The following is a 16,127-nucleotide window of genomic DNA, read 5'->3' as shown; positions in this document are numbered from 1 at the left end:
CGCCTTCATCAGGCGCCTCTTGCTGTTTATATATTTCGTTTGAACCGGTACCCGACCCGAAGGCCGTAGATAGTAGGTTTGGCGTTGATCAGCATCATATTTTCGAACGAGCCGGCGACCTTACCGACCAATCCTATTTCCAGTTTATTTCCTATGATAGCACCGATACGGGCAGAAACAGACATCCAGTTCTTTTCGAGTTTCAGGTAGTTTTCCCTTTCATTCTCTTTATCGTAGTTGATCCATTTCAACCGGTAGGTATTGTCGGAATAAGAAGAGAAATTGTAGTCGACGCCAAGCCCTGCATACAACTTAAATTTGGGCGCTCTTACGAAACTGTACAACAGAGACAGTGAGGGGGTCAGATTGTTATGCTTTAAGGTATAAGTACCGATGGCGCCTTCCGGCAGGTAGTCAGTTAATTTACCGGAGCCTTCATACTTTGTAGACGTGTAGAAAAGTTCGAATCGGATGAGCAGGTCCTGCAAATTCCGTGAAGAGGCAAAGTCAATACCCGCTCCGATCGTAAATCCGGTATTGGTCTTGAAGTCAAAGTCTGCCAGGTCGGTGGTGCCAGTTGTTTTGAGGGTGGTCATCACCGGGCCTGCCGCTGCGAAGTAATTGATCAATGATCCTTTCTTTCTTTCCACTTTTACCTTGTTGATCGCCGCTACCACCTTCATCAGGTCGCGCTCATTGTAGTTGATGGTTGCCAGGTAACCGAGTAGCCTGTTTTCGTCGGAATGACCGAAGGCAAATTTCTGCAATTGATTGCGGTAGGTGTACTTGTACTCCAGGTTGGAGGTGTTGGCATTATAGCTTACTTTATAAGTCAACTCCTGGTAGTCGCCGTCTTTTTCCCGGATATAAAAATGGGGCTTGGTATCATACAGCTCATACAATTCCACAGCATGTCCTTTTGTAAGTATCCGCAGGAATACGGTATCTGTCACGGTTTCCCCAGGACTGCCATCGATCACCTCCTGCTGCTCAACGGGGGCCATGTCTTTGGTTACCACTGCCCGCGTAAAGGAGTCTTTACCGTCTACCTTAAAGGAAGCGAGCTCGGCCACTGAGAAGGCGAGAGTTTCGCCACCGAGCGTCTTAATAAAACTAATCTTCCGGGGGTTGACCCGCCATTCGCGGTAATCGATCAAGCCGGTTTGCTCTTTCCCGTCGAGCGAGACCACAGAGCCGGGCTGGAAATTGCTCTGCGCTTGTGAAGATTGGGCTGCGCCGAATAGGGCGGTCAGCAGGAATACGGACGCATGTTTGAAGTTCATAAACCAATGTTGGTTAAAGGGTATATAATGAATAAAAAATGTAAATGACTTTTTTAAATGATAGTGGCCCACATTTGCCGTCAACATTAAAAGCGGCAAAGCGTAGATGACCGTCGAAAGCGCTCTTTAAACTACAACTTGCGCTTGAACCGGTATCCAACCCGGAGACTATAGAGGAATGGATTGGCGGCAAAATAGCTGGAACGTTCCAAGTTGTAAACGATATTTTCCGGGGATTGAGTCGCCATTCACGGTAATCGATATGGCCGGTTTGCAGTTTTCCATCGAGTGTGACAACAGTTCCAGGCAGGTAATTTCCCTGGGCCTGCGATGTGTGTACCAGCGTAAGCAGGCACGCAAGCACCAATAATTGTCTAAGTTTCATACGTTAGATTGGTTAGGGGGTGCGCAAATATGCAACAAAAACGTTGATAAACAAACGCCATTTACTATCGGAAATGGGTAAACCGGAGTTCCTGATAGGTGAAAACCGGCATTTTTTAATCGGGATCGATCAACAGCAGGCAGGTCGCTTAAACAAAAAATGCCATACATCCTGCCAGGCAGGCGAGCCTCGAAAATTGTATCTTTGCCTTATGCAATTCTCTTCTGTGTTACTGGAAAATGCTGTCAATGAATTTGCCAAACTACCGGGTATTGGTAAAAAGACGGCTTTGAGGCTGGTGTTGCACCTGATGAAGCAGGAACCTGAAAAAGTGTCACTTTTTGGGGAATCGATCATGAAGATGCGCCGGGAGATACGGTTCTGCCAGCGATGCTTTAATGTGGCCGACGGCGATATCTGCTCCATCTGCGCCAATTCGCTGCGGCGCCAGGACCTGGTATGTGTGGTAGAGAATATCCGGGACGTGATCGCTATCGAGGGCACCCAACAGTTCAGCGGTACCTACCATATCCTGGGAGGCATCATCTCCCCCCTGGACGGCATTGGACCCGACCAGCTTCATATCGAAGCGCTGGTACAAAGGGTCCAGAAAGAGAAGATCGAAGAGATCATTTTTGCCCTCAACCCTAATATTCAAGGAGATACGACGATTTATTACATACAGAAAAAGCTTCAGTCCCTGCCGGTGCGCATCACCACCATCGCGCGCGGTATCGCCTTTGGCGGCGAGCTGGAATATGCGGATGAAATGACCCTCGCCCGGTCGATCACCAACCGCTTACCGGTCGAAAGCTACGTGGCCAACCGGTAATATCCTCAGTTCCAGCCTTGTTTTGATATTAACCTTTCTTAACTTAACTTTGCGACCTGATCGCAGGCGGATTTGTTTATTGTTCGGCCTGGTGCCCACAGGGGCAGCGCTCCGGAAGAGCGAATTTTCAACAACAGAACTAATAAACGACAGGAAAACCTTCTTACCATTTTCCCTACGTTTATGATGTTCTGCCAAACGAACAGTAGCCACCCAACTGCCTGACTATCTTATGCATCACCCGTTTTGCCATTGCTGCCATTGTTGAGATGGCGGGACAATAAATTATAGCATATGGACATCAGGAATCAATTAGAAAAGCGCATTTTGATCATCGACGGGGCCATGGGCACCATGATCCAGCGTTATAAACTGGAAGAAGCCGACTACCGAGGTGAACGTTTCAAGGACTGGCACCTGGATGTAAAGGGCAATAACGATATGTTGTGCATCACGCAACCTCATATCATTGAAGAGATACACGGCCAATACCTCGAAGCTGGTGCAGATATCATCGAGACAAATACTTTTTCGAGCACGACCATCGCGATGGCCGATTACGAAATGCAGGAATACGCCTACGAGCTGAATGTGGCGGCCGCCCAATGTGCCCGTCGCGCTGCCGATAAATATACCGCTATGGACCCTTCCAAGCCACGTTATGTAGCTGGCGCGATCGGCCCATTGAACAAAACCCTCAGCCTGTCGCCGGACGTCAACAACCCCGGCTTCCGCGCCCTCACATTCGACGAGGCCATGACGGCCTATTACGAGCAGGTGAGCGGACTGGTGGAAGGTGGCGTGGACATCATACTGATCGAAACCATTTTCGATACCCTCAATGCCAAGGCGGCGATCTATGCTACCAAAAAGTTCTTCCAGGATACCCAGAAACCGGAGCTGCCCATCATGATCAGCGGTACCATTACCGATGCATCGGGCCGTACCCTGAGCGGACAAACTCTTGAGGCTTTTTACACATCGGTATCACACGCCAAGCCCCTGAGCATTGGCCTGAACTGTGCCCTGGGTGCCGCAGAAATGCGCCCGCACATCGAAGAGCTGAGCCAGATTGCTTCCTGCTTCACCTCTGCTTACCCCAACGCAGGCCTGCCCAACGCCATGGGTGAGTATGACGAGCTGCCCGAGCAGACTGCACACTTCATTGAAGAATGGGCCGAGCAGGGATTTGTGAACATCGTTGGTGGCTGCTGCGGTACCACCCCCGATCACATTAAGCATATTGCCGACCACATGAAGAAGATCAAACCAAGGCCGCTGCCCGTATTGGAAGCAACCTTGAAATAACAACTTTACTGGGGCGTTCTTCGGAATGCCCCTATTGATATAGTTTACCCGATTCCCAACAGGAAAAAAGCATATGTCCGAACAAATTGTTATCAAGCCTTACTTACGGCTCTCCGGCCTGGAACCACTCGTAGTACGCCCGGAAACGAATTTTGTGAATGTTGGTGAGCGTACCAACGTAACCGGATCGAAGAAGTTTGCCCGTCTTATCAGGGAGAACAAATACGAAGAGGCCCTGAGCGTGGCCCGCCAACAGGTGGAAAGTGGCGCCCAGGTGATCGATGTGAACATGGATGATGCCCTGCTCGACGGGGTAAAAGCCATGACCACTTACCTCAACCTGCTGCAGAGCGAACCCGATATCGCCAAGATCCCCATCATGATCGACAGCTCGAAGTTCGAGATCATCGAAGCGGGCCTCAAGTGCGTACAGGGAAAGTGTATTGTGAACTCCATTTCCATGAAGGAAGGTGTTGACAAGTTCATCCGTGAAGCACAGATCTGTAAACTCTTCGGCGCGGCCGTGGTGGTGATGGCCTTCGACGAACAAGGACAGGCTGATACTTTTCAACGCCGGGTAGATATTTGTACCAAGGCCTACCAGATTCTTACAGAAGAAGTAGGTTTCGCTGGCGAAGACATCATCTTCGACCCCAATATCTTTGCGGTGGCCACCGGTATCGAAGAACACAACAACTACGCTGTCGACTTTATTGAAGCTACCCGGGTAATTAAGCAACGGATGCCATTGGCCAAGATCAGCGGTGGTGTCAGTAACGTATCGTTCTCTTTCCGGGGTAACGACCACGTGCGGGAGGCGATACACAGCGTATTCCTCTTCCACGCCATCAAGGCAGGTATGGATATGGGTATCGTGAATGCCGGCCAGCTGGTCGTGTATGACGAGATCGAACCGCAACTGCGTGAGCTGTGTGAAGATGTGATCCAGAACCGCCGTCCTGATGCTACCGATCGCCTCATCACTTTTGCCGAAACGGTGAAAGCCAAGGGCAAGGTGGAAGTAAAAGACGAAGCCTGGCGGAATGGTACGGTGCAGCAACGCCTTACCCACTCGCTGGTAAATGGCATCACCGATTATATCGAAGCAGATACGGAAGAAGCCCGTCAGCAATACAGCCGGCCACTGGAAGTGATCGAAGGTCCCCTGATGGACGGAATGAATGTGGTGGGCGACCTGTTTGGCAGCGGTAAGATGTTCCTGCCCCAGGTGGTAAAAAGTGCCCGTGTGATGAAGAAGAGCGTGGCCGTACTGACGCCCTTTATTGAAGAAGAAAAAAGAAACAACCCGAATGCGCAGGCAGGCGGAGCTGCTAAAATACTATTGGCTACGGTGAAAGGCGATGTTCACGATATCGGTAAGAACATCGTTGGTGTTGTACTCGGCTGTAATGGTTATGACATCATCGACCTTGGGGTGATGGTGCCCGCCGACAAGATCCTGGAGGCGGCCCAGCGCGAAAAGGCGGATATCATTGGCCTCAGCGGATTGATCACCCCTTCGCTCGACGAGATGGTGCACGTTGCCAAGGAGATGAAGCGCCGCAACATGAAGCAGCCGCTCCTGATAGGTGGTGCCACGACTTCGCGTATGCACACGGCGGTAAAAATCGCTCCCGAATATGACCTGGGGGTCGTGCATGTACTGGATGCCTCCCGGAGTGTAACGGTAGCCGGTTCCCTGCTGAGTGATGAACAAAAACCCGATTTCCTGGGTAAGATCAAAAATGAATATACCAAGCTGAAAGAGGACTTTGGCAATAAGAAATCAGCCAAGCAATACCTTCCTTTTGGTGAGGCACAAAAGAATAAAGTAAAGATCGACTGGCCGGCATTTACCCCCGTAAAGCCAATGTTCACCGGCACGAAGGTATTCGATACCTACGACCTGGCCGAGATCGCCCAATACATCGACTGGGGTCCCTTCTTCATTGCCTGGGAGTTGCATGGCAAGTTTCCGCAGATCCTGGAAGATAAGGTGGTGGGACAGGAAGCAACCAGGCTGTACAACGATGCGCAGGCTTTGTTGAAACAGATCATCGACGAGAAATGGTTGACCCCGCGCGGCGTGATCGGCTTCTGGCCTGCCAACGCCGTGGCTGATGATACCGTGGATGTATATACCGATAAAGGCCGGTTCCAGCTCGACTTCCTGCGTCAGCAGATCAAGAAAGCAGCTGGTCAGCCCAACCTAAGTCTGGCCGACTTTATCAAGCCCGGCAAGGATGCAGCGGCTCCCGCCGATTATATCGGAGCGTTTACAGTTACCATGCAGGGCATCGAACCGCATATCGAGCGGTTTGTAGCGCAAATGGATGACTACAACAAGATCACGCTTCAGGTATTGGCCGATCGTCTCGTAGAAGCGTTTGCTGAACTGCTGCACGAGCGGACGCGTAAAGAGTTCTGGGGTTATGCGCAGGAAGAGCACCTGAGCAATGAGGAACTGATCAGCGAAAAGTACCTGGGTATACGTCCCGCGCCCGGCTATCCTGCCTGTCCCGACCATACGGAGAAGTACAAGCTGTTTGATATGCTGGGCGGCAAGGAAGCAACCGGCATCACCCTCACAGAGTCGCTGGCCATGTACCCGGCATCTTCTGTCAGCGGCTGGTATTTTGCTCATCCGGACAGTAAGTATTTCGGTATCGGCAAGATCGAGAAAGACCAATTTGAAGACTATGCCAAACGCAAAGGCATGGACCTCGACGAAGCGGAAAGATGGCTGCGCCCTGTATTGGAATAATAAGCAGTAAGCTTCCTCTATACGCAAAGAGCCGGATCAGTTGATCCGGCTCTTTGCGTATAGGGAGTAATCTATTACTGACGCGATTTGCGGAGCTCCATCCAGTTTTGTACCTCTTTGGCATTTTTGAGGCCACTGATGAGTAATGAAAAGGCAATGATCTTGAGGATGATGCCTTTTATGATCGTCTCAGGCTCCAGGATGGCCGACAAGAGGACCAGTGCGCCGTAGATGATCAGTCCGGTAAGAATGGCGGTATAAGGTTTCCATTTCGTCCAGAAGGCAAGGCCAGCAAACAAGACGGCAAAGAATATATATACACCCGCAGTGATGTACAGCTCGGTATCATATAGGTCACGAATGGTAAAAAGACCTACCAACTGCAAGGCCCCTATTATATACAGAATATTACGCGCTTTACGCACGGGCTTGTCATAGCCTTCCATCGAATCATCGTATACGTCATCCAGCAGGTTTTCGGGCTGGGGGGCTGCTGTTGGTTGCGGCTCTGCCGGCTTCGGGGCATCGGCTGCTTGGTTTTGGGGTTGAGGATTTGGGTCCATGGGGGGGTAGTTTATGACCTCCAATATAGTGTTTTTTTACCCAGCTCACAACGGTACCGGCTACCAGCCTGAACAGGCTGGTAGCCGGTGTGCCTTTCATCGTTCATGGCTAGGCTCTATTTGATCTTACCGGCCTTTTGCATTTGGAGGTCCAGGTCTTTCAATTCCACCACATTGAATTCGGGAGAGCTGACAAAACAATGCTTCAGGATCGGCATGTGGCCCGCACCGAAAAGGACCACGATACGGTCGTTGGAAGCCGGTCTCGTTTGAAGTATCTTGTTAAAGATGCGCAGGTTGCGGTCGTACCAGCCAATGGCCTGTCCATCGGCGCCTTTGTGGTCAGTAGTGTTAAAACCCGCCGTGAGGTAATGACCATGCATATAGCGGAGCGTGCGGGGATCAGCCATGGCGAGAAAGTTTTCGAGCATGGTCATTGTAAGCTCCATGGAATCGCCTGCTTCATACAGTTTAAAATAGCGCTCATCGAACTTCTTATCGCGTACCGTATCTACGCGGGTCTTGTTGTACCAGATGGAATCGATAAAAGTGTATTTCTTATAATTTTCCTGCGCAAAACCGAACGCATCCACGGCATAGATCTTTTTATGGCCCAATTCTTTGGCCAACCGGAATGCGATCTGGTCGATCTCATCCCGTTCGAGGCTATAGGTACCCGCCAGGTAAGCATTGTATAGCGAGTCGGCATATCGTTGGCTTTTCATCTCTATATAAAAACGAGTCGGTTTAAAAGAAACGATCACATCATTGAGCTGGCGGATCTCCTTTTGCCGTTGCGGTGACAGCACGTCGATCATCTTCAGCGAGTCTGTTTTATGGGCATCCAGCCCCGGGTAGCCAAAGTGAAAAGCGCCCAGCAACAAGGCCTGGGTAGGGGGCTCTGCCGGATCTACGAGTATTTTAGCGGGGTCCAGTTGTTCCAGCTTCTTCCAGTTCACCGGTTGACTAAATCCCTGTAGCACGCTTAATAACAGGATAGGGATTACAGGTAAGATCTTCATGTCGATTAATTTTCAGCAAAGGAATAACAGGGGCAATGGCTGCGCTTTTCTGATCTGCTAACAGGCTGATTCTGTCTTCCAGTCCGTTACCGGGCAACCTGCGCATTGGAAGACGAAAGGCAGGCGTTGGCAGACAAAGGCCCTCCGCCGTGCATATCGTACATGGCCATTCATTGCAAGTACCCTAGATTTGGGTATGCGCAGGCATCTATTAAGAATATTCCTGATCTACACGGTTTTTGAGGTTTTACGCGAACTGGGTTCCTCCATCGCTTTGTACGTACGGGGACAGTACCCCTTCAGGTGGATTGTGGGCGGCCCCCAGGATCATGCGTTGATGGTGAGCGGCTATTTTATCTTTATCCTATATCCGCTGTTCTCCTTCATCATCTTCGAGACCCAGTTCAGAAAGAGCAAGAAGCGTACGCAGTTATACTGGTTGCTGCTAAGCCTGGTGGTGGTTACCCTTCGTTTTCTTGTGGAGGAACGCCTCTACCCCGCCCTCTATGGCTTTCGGAACTACCGGGCCGATGTTTCGTTGTTCTACTATTATCTCGACAACCTGTATTTTGCTGCCCTGTATTCTGCATTTGGCATCATCTATTTCTTTTTGATCAGCGATCACCAGCACCAGCTGCATCAAAAGAACCTGATGCTGATCAACAAGCAAACGGAGCTTTCCTTTTTGCGGTCGCAGGTCAACCCGCATTTCCTGTTCAACAGCCTCAACAATATTTATTCGCTCGTTTACCATAAAAGCGATCAGTCGTTGACGGCCATCGCCAAGCTATCCGACCTGTTGCGGTATATGCTGTACGACTCCAACGAACTGGTGCCCTTGCAAAAAGAGCTGGACTATATCCATAAATACATGGAGCTGCAGCAGCTGCGGTTCGACTATACCCTGCCAGCCACGCTGGAACTCTCCGGCAATCCCGGCAAAGCCAGTATTCCGCCCCTGCTGCTAATCCCTTTCGTGGAAAACGCGTTCAAGCATGGCGATGTACGCAAAGGCAGCACGATCCGGATGCGTCTGCATGTTGATGACCAGGTGATCCGGTTTGGGATCAGCAATCACATCGGTGTACAGCAGAAGGATGCCGGCGGTGGTATCGGATTGGAAAATGTGCGCCGCCGGTTGGAATTGCTATATCCCGATCACCACAAGCTGGAGGTACGGCAAACAACCAATATTTTTGAAGTAGAATTGGAGATCAGCAGATGAGTACTGTCAAGACTATATCCTGTGTTGTCGTCGATGACGAACCGCTGGCGCTGAAGCTGCTGGCAGACTATGTCAACAAAACGCCTTTTTTGCAATTGAGAACACAGACCACCAATCCCTTTGAGGCGATAGAGCTGATACAGGCGGGTGGTGTAGACCTGCTGTTTCTCGATATCCAGATGCCAGAGCTGACGGGCCTGCAGCTGATGAAGGTGATTGGTCATAAGTGCAAGGTGATACTGACCACGGCCTATCCCGACTATGCCCTCGACGGCTATGAATTTGATGTGATCGACTACCTTTTGAAGCCCATCACCTTCGACCGCTTCCTGGTAGCGGCCCATAAAGCGCGAGAGCGGCTTGTTACCGAACCTGCGGTGGTAATACAGGCCGCGCCCCCAACAGAACCCGTAGCGGGCTATATATTCGTAAAGACCGAATACAAGATCCAGAAGATCGACCTGGCTGATATTCTTTATATGGAAGGCCTGCGGGATTATGTGGCCATTCATACGCCGGCGGGCAAGGTGCTCACCCTGCAAAGTATGAGAAGTTTCCAGGAGCAATTGCCCGAGCGCCAGTTCATGCGGGTGCACAAATCGTACCTGGTGGCGCTGGACAAGATCGAATTCATCGAACGCAACCGCATCGTGATTGCCGGCCAGTATATTCCGGTGGGCGAAACCTACCAGGAGCAATTTCAACAGCGGCTCAACATTAAGTGAGCAAACACGGGCACGATGTTCACGTTAAGCACATTCGCCAGCCAATTGGCAGGGCGCCAGCGACCGCCTAGTTCTTCTCAAACAACCACCATTTCTTTCTGGCTGGTTTTATGGTATAATTCTTCTGTATATAGGTTTGTATATGCTGCATGGCTTCGTCGACGTCGTCGGTGAGCAGTACCAGGTTCAGGTCTTCTTTGGCAATAGTGCCCTCTTCTGCCATATACATGATATAGTCCCACAGATCTTTGTGGTAATCTTTGCCAAACAATACGATGGGAAACTGGGTGATCGTTTTGGTTTGTACCAGGGTGAGTGTTTCGAAGAACTCATCGAGGGTACCAAAGCCACCCGGCATGATGATGAAGGCATACGAGTACTTCACCAGGATCACCTTGCGTACAAAGAAGTATTCGAACGTAATGGACCTATGCAGGTAGGGGTTGGGCTTCTGTTCAAAAGGCAGTTGGATATTGCAGCCGACCGATTCACCACCGGCCTCGAAGGCGCCCCGGTTGGCAGCTTCCATGATACCGGGTCCACCGCCTGTCATGGTGGAGAACCCTGTTTCGGCAATTCTTCGCCCAAATTCCCGGGCCTTTTCATAATAGATATGATCTTCCTTGAACCTGGCCGATCCAAACACGGTGATACAGGGGCGCAGGAAGTGCAGATTGCGGAACCCCTTGATAAACTGGGTGAATACTTTCCAGGCAAAGGACAATTCATAGATCCTGGGCTTGGGTCCATCAAGATAGAAATGTTCTTTGGGCGGAATGATCGGCTTATTAGCGGTCTTCTGTTGTGATGCTTCCATATCAATACTGTAAATTGCTGGCCAAATGTAAATATAAATACTCATGCGTATCCTCAGCTATAATGTCAATGGCGTACGGGCAGCCATGAACAAAGGATTCACCGATTGGTTGAAGACTGATCCCGCCGATATTGTTTGTCTTCAGGAAACCAAGGCACACCGGGATAATGTAGACCACAAGCAGTTTACAGACCTGAAGTATTATGACTACTGGTTCAGTGCGCAGAAAAAGGGGTACAGTGGTGTGGCTGTACTTACGAAAATCAAACCAGACAATGTGGTGTATGGTACGGGGCACCAGGTCAGTGATGACGAAGGTCGTGTGATACAGCTCGACTTTGGCGATCTGCGGGTGATCAATGCTTATTTCCCTTCGGGCACGAGTGGCGATGAGCGGCAGACCTACAAATACACCTGGCTGGAAGAGTTTTTTGCCTATGTGAACGACCTACGTAAAACAATTCCCAACCTGATCTTGTGCGGTGATTACAATATCGCTCACAAGGAGATTGATATTCATGATCCGAAGGGAAACAAGAACAATTCCGGCTTCCTGCCCGAAGAGCGTGTCTGGATGGACAAGTTTCTCGGCAGTGGTTGGGTGGATACGTTCCGTGAACTACACCCCGAGCCACATCGTTATAGTTGGTGGAGCCAGCGTTTTCCTTCTGTACGCTTGCAGAATAAGGGTTGGCGTATTGATTATATCAATGCTACGGAACCTTTGCGTGGTCGCATCAAGGCTTCCGATATCTATCATGATGTGAAGCACAGCGACCATTGTCCGGTGTACCTGGAGTTAAAATAAAATAATTGTGAACGTATGTATATCTATAACGTAACAACTTTCGTTCATTGGGGGATTCATGAATCGTGGGTAAAATGGATGCAGGAGAAACGTATTCCTGCAGTGATAGCGACGGGCTGTTTTGATCGTGCTCAATTTGTAAAGCTGCTGGATACTGATGAAACGGAAGGGCTGACTTATGCAGTACAGTATTTTTGCGGTGCGAAAGACGACTATTTACGATACGTCGATGTGCATGATGCTGCTTTCAAGCAGGAAGGTCATGAACGATGGGGAGAATATTGTATTGCCTTCAGTAGTTTGATGGAGCTTGTGAAATGAGTGTGGAAAAAATATTTTAACATTCTCCCAATGAAAATCAGGTCTTATTTCGCCGAAACCCACTGCTGGCCAGCCTTTCAGGGCACATCGCGTGAAACGCAGGCGTACAAAGGGTTTCAGCCGACAACAATACTTGATGCAGTTGATCAGCGAGTGGACTGATGGCTTACAAACCTTGCCCCCAGCGGGTTATAGCACATTCGTCATTTGTTAATTTTAGCGTAGATTAATTTTGTTTCAATAAAAAAGCGACTACATTTGTCGTGCTTAAATTTTAAAACATTACACTATGAACAAAGCTGAGTTAATCGCAAAGATTGCAGACGACGCTGGTATCACCAAGACGCAGGCAAACGCTACTTTGGATTCTTTTGTAGAGGCAGTTACCAAGACCCTGAAAGGTGGTGGTAAAGTAACCCTGGTTGGTTTCGGTACTTTCTCAGTTTCTAAAAGAGCTGCCCGTAACGGTCGCAACCCGCAAACTGGTGCTGTGATCAAGATCAAGGCAAAGAAAGTTGCCCGCTTCAAGGCTGGTAAAGAGCTGCAAGCTAAATTATAATTGCTGCACCAACTTTATTAAGAGCTCCGATACAACTCCCATTACAGTGGGTAAGCCGTACCGGAGCTTTTTTATGCCCGTAAACGCCGGAATGGAGGGTATAAGTGCCAGCGCTGGCAGACCTACCTATTAGAGGCAGATTAAACGGCCGGAGGGTACATTTAAGAAAGCGTTTTGTTTGACCTTCCCGAAATACTATTTTTGCACTTTATTTCATTCATTAAAATGTACCATCATGGGCAGAGGTGATAAAAAAACCAAGAAAGGCAAGACTTTCAAGGGTTCTTACGGCAAAAGCAGACCTGCTAGAATTAAGAAGGTTGCTGCTCCCAAGAAAGAGAACTAGTTGATACGTTGATAGGTTAATAAGTTAAGGCGGTATCCGTTTTGACTTATCAACCTTTCAACACCTCAACCCTTTTCTTCCACGCATACCCCGGGTTGGCGCTTCCCACCTGCGCACCCGTTTCTGATCTGATAGCTGGTATTGGCTACTCAGGCTTTCCCCTCCTATTCTTTCCTGTTTTCTTACATTGAAAAGGCAATGCCGCCCCATCAAGCGCGGTCTATCGATTGTGTGGCGGCCATAGTACGCCCACTATTACCTGTTGGGTAACTGTTGCTGGTGGTTTGCTGCACTATGGAGCGAGCCTTTTCATGCTCCAGTTGCCCTGCTGATCCAGGGCGTAGTACAACCGATCGTGCAGGCGACTGGGACGTCCCTGCCAGAACTCGATGTGTTGTGGCTGTACGCGGTAGCCTCCCCAGTGATCGGGGCGGGTGATGGGCTGTGCGCGGAATAGTTCGCGGTATTTGAGGTCTTCTTGATCGAGCCATTCCCGGTTTTCGATGGGCTGGCTTTGGGGGGACGCCCAGGCGCCGATGCGGCTGCCTTCGGGGCGGCTGTTGTAGTAGGCATCGCTTTCGGCATCGCTGACATGGGTCACGGTGCCGCTGATGCGTACCTGCCGCTCCAGCTCTTTCCAGAAGAATACGAGGGTGGCGTGGGGGTTGGCCTCGAGTTGCTGTCCTTTGGTGCTGGTATAATTGGTAAAGAATACAAAGCCCTGCTGGTCATATTCCTTCAGCAATACGATGCGTGCGTCGGGGATGCCGTCGGTGGAGGCGGTGGCGAGGGTCATGGCGTTTACCTCATCGAGCTGGGAAGCGATGGCTTCCTGCCACCAGATAGTGAATTGCCGGATGGGGTCCTTTTGTGCTTCTTCTTCAGAGAGTGCTTTCAGTTTGTAGTCCTTGCGGATGTCGGCGATGGATGACATGGCTATATAGTGTGAGATTAGAACACAAAATTAGCCCATGTGGTTGAAAACGACCAGAGAAAGGTTAGGTCGGGGGGTGATTGTCATCAGGCTGAGGGTGAAGTGGCTGGGGTAGCTACAGCGGGAAATGGATGGGCGATAGTCGATGAGAGCGGCGGAGCCGAGTGGACCTATCAGGATTTCTTGTCTGCGTTGCCTTTTTCGTCGGACAGGCGCGAGAGCAGGGTTTCTATCTCGGAGATACGTTTGAGCTGAATATCGAGCTTCTTATTGTGTTCTGCGACCTGCTGGAGGTCGGTATTGAGATCTTCGAGGTAATTGACCTTTTTGTGCAGTTGCTGGCGCTGAAAATTGGATTCGCGGAGCTTGTCTTCCGTGTCGGCGAGCAGGCGGGCGAGGCGCTGGTGTTCTTCGAGCATGTTGACCTGCTTGGTCTTCAGGTCATCGAATTCGCGGGTGATCTTGAAATAGGACTGCTGCAGCTCTTCGTAATCGTAGTTCTTGTGCTGGGGCGCGGTAGAAGACTCGATCTTCTGGAGCCTGTCTTGCAGTACACCGAATTCTTCATAGGCTTTTTCCAGGCGGCCTTTTACTTCGTTGCTCAGCAGGAGCTGCTGGCGTACCTGCTTCAGTTCGGCTTCCCGGTCCATGAGGTGGCGGCGCGATTCGCGGAGCTGGTTGCCGAGCATGTCATTTTGCTGCTGGAGTTCGGCATAGCGTTGTTCGGATTCTTTGAGCAGCTCTACCTGGCGCAGGAGGCGGCTGATATCCTGGTTGTGGGCGTGGAGGTGGTCCTGGGCATGTTTGAGCTGGGACATCAGGTTGCCGGGGCCGGTGGTATCGGGCTCCTGGTAGGCTGGGGCGGCTGGTGTGGCTGCCTGGGCGCGTGCCAGTCCGGCTTTCAGGTCTTCGATGTCGAGTTCGAGCAGTTCTGCCTGTTCTTTGGCATTGGCGAGTTGGCGTACCAGTTGTTCGCGTTGGTCTACTTCTTCGTAATATTTGAGGCGCCATTCGTCGAGGCCACCGATTGGCTCGTCGGCCAGTACGGGGGGCTCTATGGTGGCGGAGGGCAGTATCTTCTTTTGGGTAAGGTAAAAATGGATGGCAAAGCCTAATACAGCTGATACAAGCATGAAGACGATGATCTCAGCCAGTCCGGCGGTGTAGGTGGATGCCAGTAAGGTGTGTAGTAGGGTCATAGCAGTTCGGAAATCATTTCCTGTACGCACGGATTATTCGTGGATACCGCATCTTTCAAGGGACAGTTGGGGAGTGCGACTGAATACACGCCAGGGGTCAGGGCGAAAATTCCCCGGAAAATTAGGGAGCCCCGGGCAGATATACAAGTTCCCGGGGGTCTAATATTTTGTGTCGTTGGTTATCAGGATTTTACCAGCGTTCCTACCTTCTCACCACACACTACTTTGCGGAGGTTGTCTGCTTTATTCATGTCGAATACGATGATGGGCAGGTTGTTTTCCATACAAAGGGTGAAGGCTGTCATGTCCATTACCCGGAGGTTTTTGGAGATACATTCCTGGAAGGTGATGGTTTCAAACTTTTTGGCGGTGGGGTCTTTTTCGGGGTCGGCGGTATAGATACCATCGACGCGGGTGCCTTTCAGGATCACATCGGCTTCGATCTCGATAGCGCGGAGCGAGCCGGCTGTATCGGTGGTGAAGTAGGGGTTACCGGTTCCTGCACCGAAGATCACGACGCGACCTTTTTCGACGTGGCGGATGGCGCGACGGCGGATATAGGGTTCTGCGATCTGTTCCATCTTGATGGCGCTTTGGAGACGGGTGTATACGCCTACTTTTTCGAGCATTGCCTGCATCGCCATACCGTTGATGACGGTGGCCAGCATGCCCATATAGTCGCCGTGTGCGCGTTCGATGCCTGTTTCAGCTTCATTCATGCCGCGGTAGATATTACCTCCACCGATCACGATGGCAACTTGTACGCCCAGGTCTACGATCTCTTTGATATCGCGTGCATAATGTTCCAGTACAGCGGGATCCATGCCGTAGCTTTTATCCCCCATCAATGATTCACCACTCAGTTTTAACAGGATGCGTTTGTACTTGGGCAGCATGAAATTAATATAAAATTAAACGATGAAAGTTGCCTGATAGCGGCATTTGCTGTGCAAAGGAACGCTTTTTTACGAATAAAAAAAGCGGAAAAAAACGAGGTGGCCCTTGTATGTTTCATTAATAATCATAAGGAAACGAA

Annotated in this window: 17 protein-coding genes; 9 read left to right on the top strand and 8 right to left on the bottom strand. The window is 50.3% G+C overall.

The window, feature by feature from the left end; all coding sequences use genetic code 11:
• Positions 1-26: 26 nt before the first annotated feature.
• Positions 27-1,283: a hypothetical protein gene (locus P2W70_RS02310; protein WP_276479808.1), complete on the bottom strand. Its 1,257-nt coding sequence runs from the start codon at positions 1,281-1,283 to the stop codon at positions 27-29.
• Positions 1,284-1,296: 13 nt separating this feature from the next.
• A complete protein-coding gene (locus P2W70_RS02305) occupies positions 1,297-1,668 on the bottom strand; it encodes a hypothetical protein (protein ID WP_276479807.1) in 372 nt (123 codons plus the stop codon).
• Between the two features lie 211 nt (positions 1,669-1,879).
• Here P2W70_RS02305 and recR point away from each other — a divergent pair, with 211 nt between their 5' ends.
• The 3 genes from recR (at position 1,880) to metH (ending at position 6,572) form a co-directional block, all read left to right on the top strand.
• Positions 1,880-2,500 (top strand): recombination mediator RecR, encoded by a 621-nt coding sequence (recR, locus tag P2W70_RS02300; RefSeq protein WP_276479806.1) that lies wholly within the window; start codon positions 1,880-1,882, stop codon positions 2,498-2,500.
• A 294-nt stretch (positions 2,501-2,794) separates the two neighbouring features.
• Positions 2,795-3,808, top strand: coding sequence for a homocysteine S-methyltransferase family protein (locus P2W70_RS02295; protein WP_276479805.1), 1,014 nt, complete (start codon positions 2,795-2,797; stop codon positions 3,806-3,808).
• Positions 3,809-3,881: 73 nt separating this feature from the next.
• Positions 3,882-6,572, top strand: coding sequence for a methionine synthase (metH, locus tag P2W70_RS02290; protein ID WP_276479804.1), 2,691 nt, complete (start codon positions 3,882-3,884; stop codon positions 6,570-6,572).
• A 74-nt stretch (positions 6,573-6,646) separates the two neighbouring features.
• Here metH and P2W70_RS02285 read toward each other — a convergent pair whose 3' ends face one another.
• Complete coding sequence (locus tag P2W70_RS02285) at positions 6,647-7,135, bottom strand: hypothetical protein (protein WP_276479803.1); 489 nt, start codon at positions 7,133-7,135, stop codon at positions 6,647-6,649.
• 116 nt (positions 7,136-7,251) lie between these two features.
• A complete protein-coding gene (locus P2W70_RS02280; RefSeq protein WP_276479802.1) occupies positions 7,252-8,157 on the bottom strand; it encodes a DUF5694 domain-containing protein in 906 nt (301 codons plus the stop codon).
• Positions 8,158-8,353: 196 nt separating this feature from the next.
• Here P2W70_RS02280 and P2W70_RS02275 point away from each other — a divergent pair, with 196 nt between their 5' ends.
• Complete coding sequence (locus P2W70_RS02275) at positions 8,354-9,382, top strand: sensor histidine kinase (RefSeq protein WP_276479801.1); 1,029 nt, start codon at positions 8,354-8,356, stop codon at positions 9,380-9,382.
• Positions 9,379-10,107 (top strand): LytR/AlgR family response regulator transcription factor, encoded by a 729-nt coding sequence (locus P2W70_RS02270; protein WP_276479800.1) that lies wholly within the window; start codon positions 9,379-9,381, stop codon positions 10,105-10,107. The genes P2W70_RS02275 and P2W70_RS02270 overlap by 4 nt, the downstream gene beginning before the upstream one ends.
• A gap of 67 nt (positions 10,108-10,174) precedes the next feature.
• Here P2W70_RS02270 and P2W70_RS02265 read toward each other — a convergent pair whose 3' ends face one another.
• Positions 10,175-10,924 carry an LOG family protein gene (locus P2W70_RS02265; RefSeq protein ID WP_276479799.1) on the bottom strand — a complete coding sequence of 250 codons (750 nt, stop codon included), beginning with the start codon at positions 10,922-10,924 and terminating at the stop codon, positions 10,175-10,177.
• Between the two features lie 43 nt (positions 10,925-10,967).
• Between P2W70_RS02265 and P2W70_RS02260 the strand changes: the two genes are divergently transcribed.
• From P2W70_RS02260 to P2W70_RS34395, 4 genes are all read left to right on the top strand, one after another.
• On the top strand, positions 10,968-11,732 hold the full coding sequence (locus P2W70_RS02260) for an exodeoxyribonuclease III (RefSeq protein WP_276479798.1): 765 nt from the start codon (positions 10,968-10,970) through the stop codon (positions 11,730-11,732).
• A gap of 15 nt (positions 11,733-11,747) precedes the next feature.
• Positions 11,748-12,053 (top strand): DUF4286 family protein, encoded by a 306-nt coding sequence (locus P2W70_RS02255; RefSeq protein ID WP_276479797.1) that lies wholly within the window; start codon positions 11,748-11,750, stop codon positions 12,051-12,053.
• A gap of 289 nt (positions 12,054-12,342) precedes the next feature.
• The gene (locus P2W70_RS02250; RefSeq protein WP_119052270.1) at positions 12,343-12,612 is read left to right on the top strand and encodes an HU family DNA-binding protein; all 270 of its coding nucleotides are present in this window, start codon (positions 12,343-12,345) and stop codon (positions 12,610-12,612) included.
• A 235-nt stretch (positions 12,613-12,847) separates the two neighbouring features.
• The gene (locus P2W70_RS34395) at positions 12,848-12,958 is read left to right on the top strand and encodes a 30S ribosomal protein THX (protein WP_420832382.1); all 111 of its coding nucleotides are present in this window, start codon (positions 12,848-12,850) and stop codon (positions 12,956-12,958) included.
• 292 nt (positions 12,959-13,250) lie between these two features.
• Here P2W70_RS34395 and pdxH read toward each other — a convergent pair whose 3' ends face one another.
• The 3 genes from pdxH to pyrH form a co-directional block, all read right to left on the bottom strand.
• Entirely contained in the window at positions 13,251-13,892 is a 642-nt protein-coding gene (gene pdxH / locus P2W70_RS02245) for a pyridoxamine 5'-phosphate oxidase (protein ID WP_276479796.1), read from the bottom strand.
• A gap of 173 nt (positions 13,893-14,065) precedes the next feature.
• Positions 14,066-15,091, bottom strand: coding sequence for a coiled-coil domain-containing protein (locus tag P2W70_RS02240; RefSeq protein WP_276479795.1), 1,026 nt, complete (start codon positions 15,089-15,091; stop codon positions 14,066-14,068).
• Positions 15,092-15,273: 182 nt separating this feature from the next.
• Entirely contained in the window at positions 15,274-15,987 is a 714-nt protein-coding gene (gene pyrH / locus P2W70_RS02235) for a UMP kinase (RefSeq protein ID WP_276479794.1), read from the bottom strand.
• Positions 15,988-16,127 lie beyond the last annotated feature (140 nt).

It is taken from the genome of Paraflavitalea pollutisoli (assembly GCF_029360705.1).
GTDB classification, from domain to species: Bacteria; Bacteroidota; Bacteroidia; order Chitinophagales; family Chitinophagaceae; genus Paraflavitalea; species Paraflavitalea pollutisoli.
The sequence above is the reverse complement of the archived record's forward strand: the minus strand, read 5'-3'. Positions and strand labels throughout refer to the sequence as shown.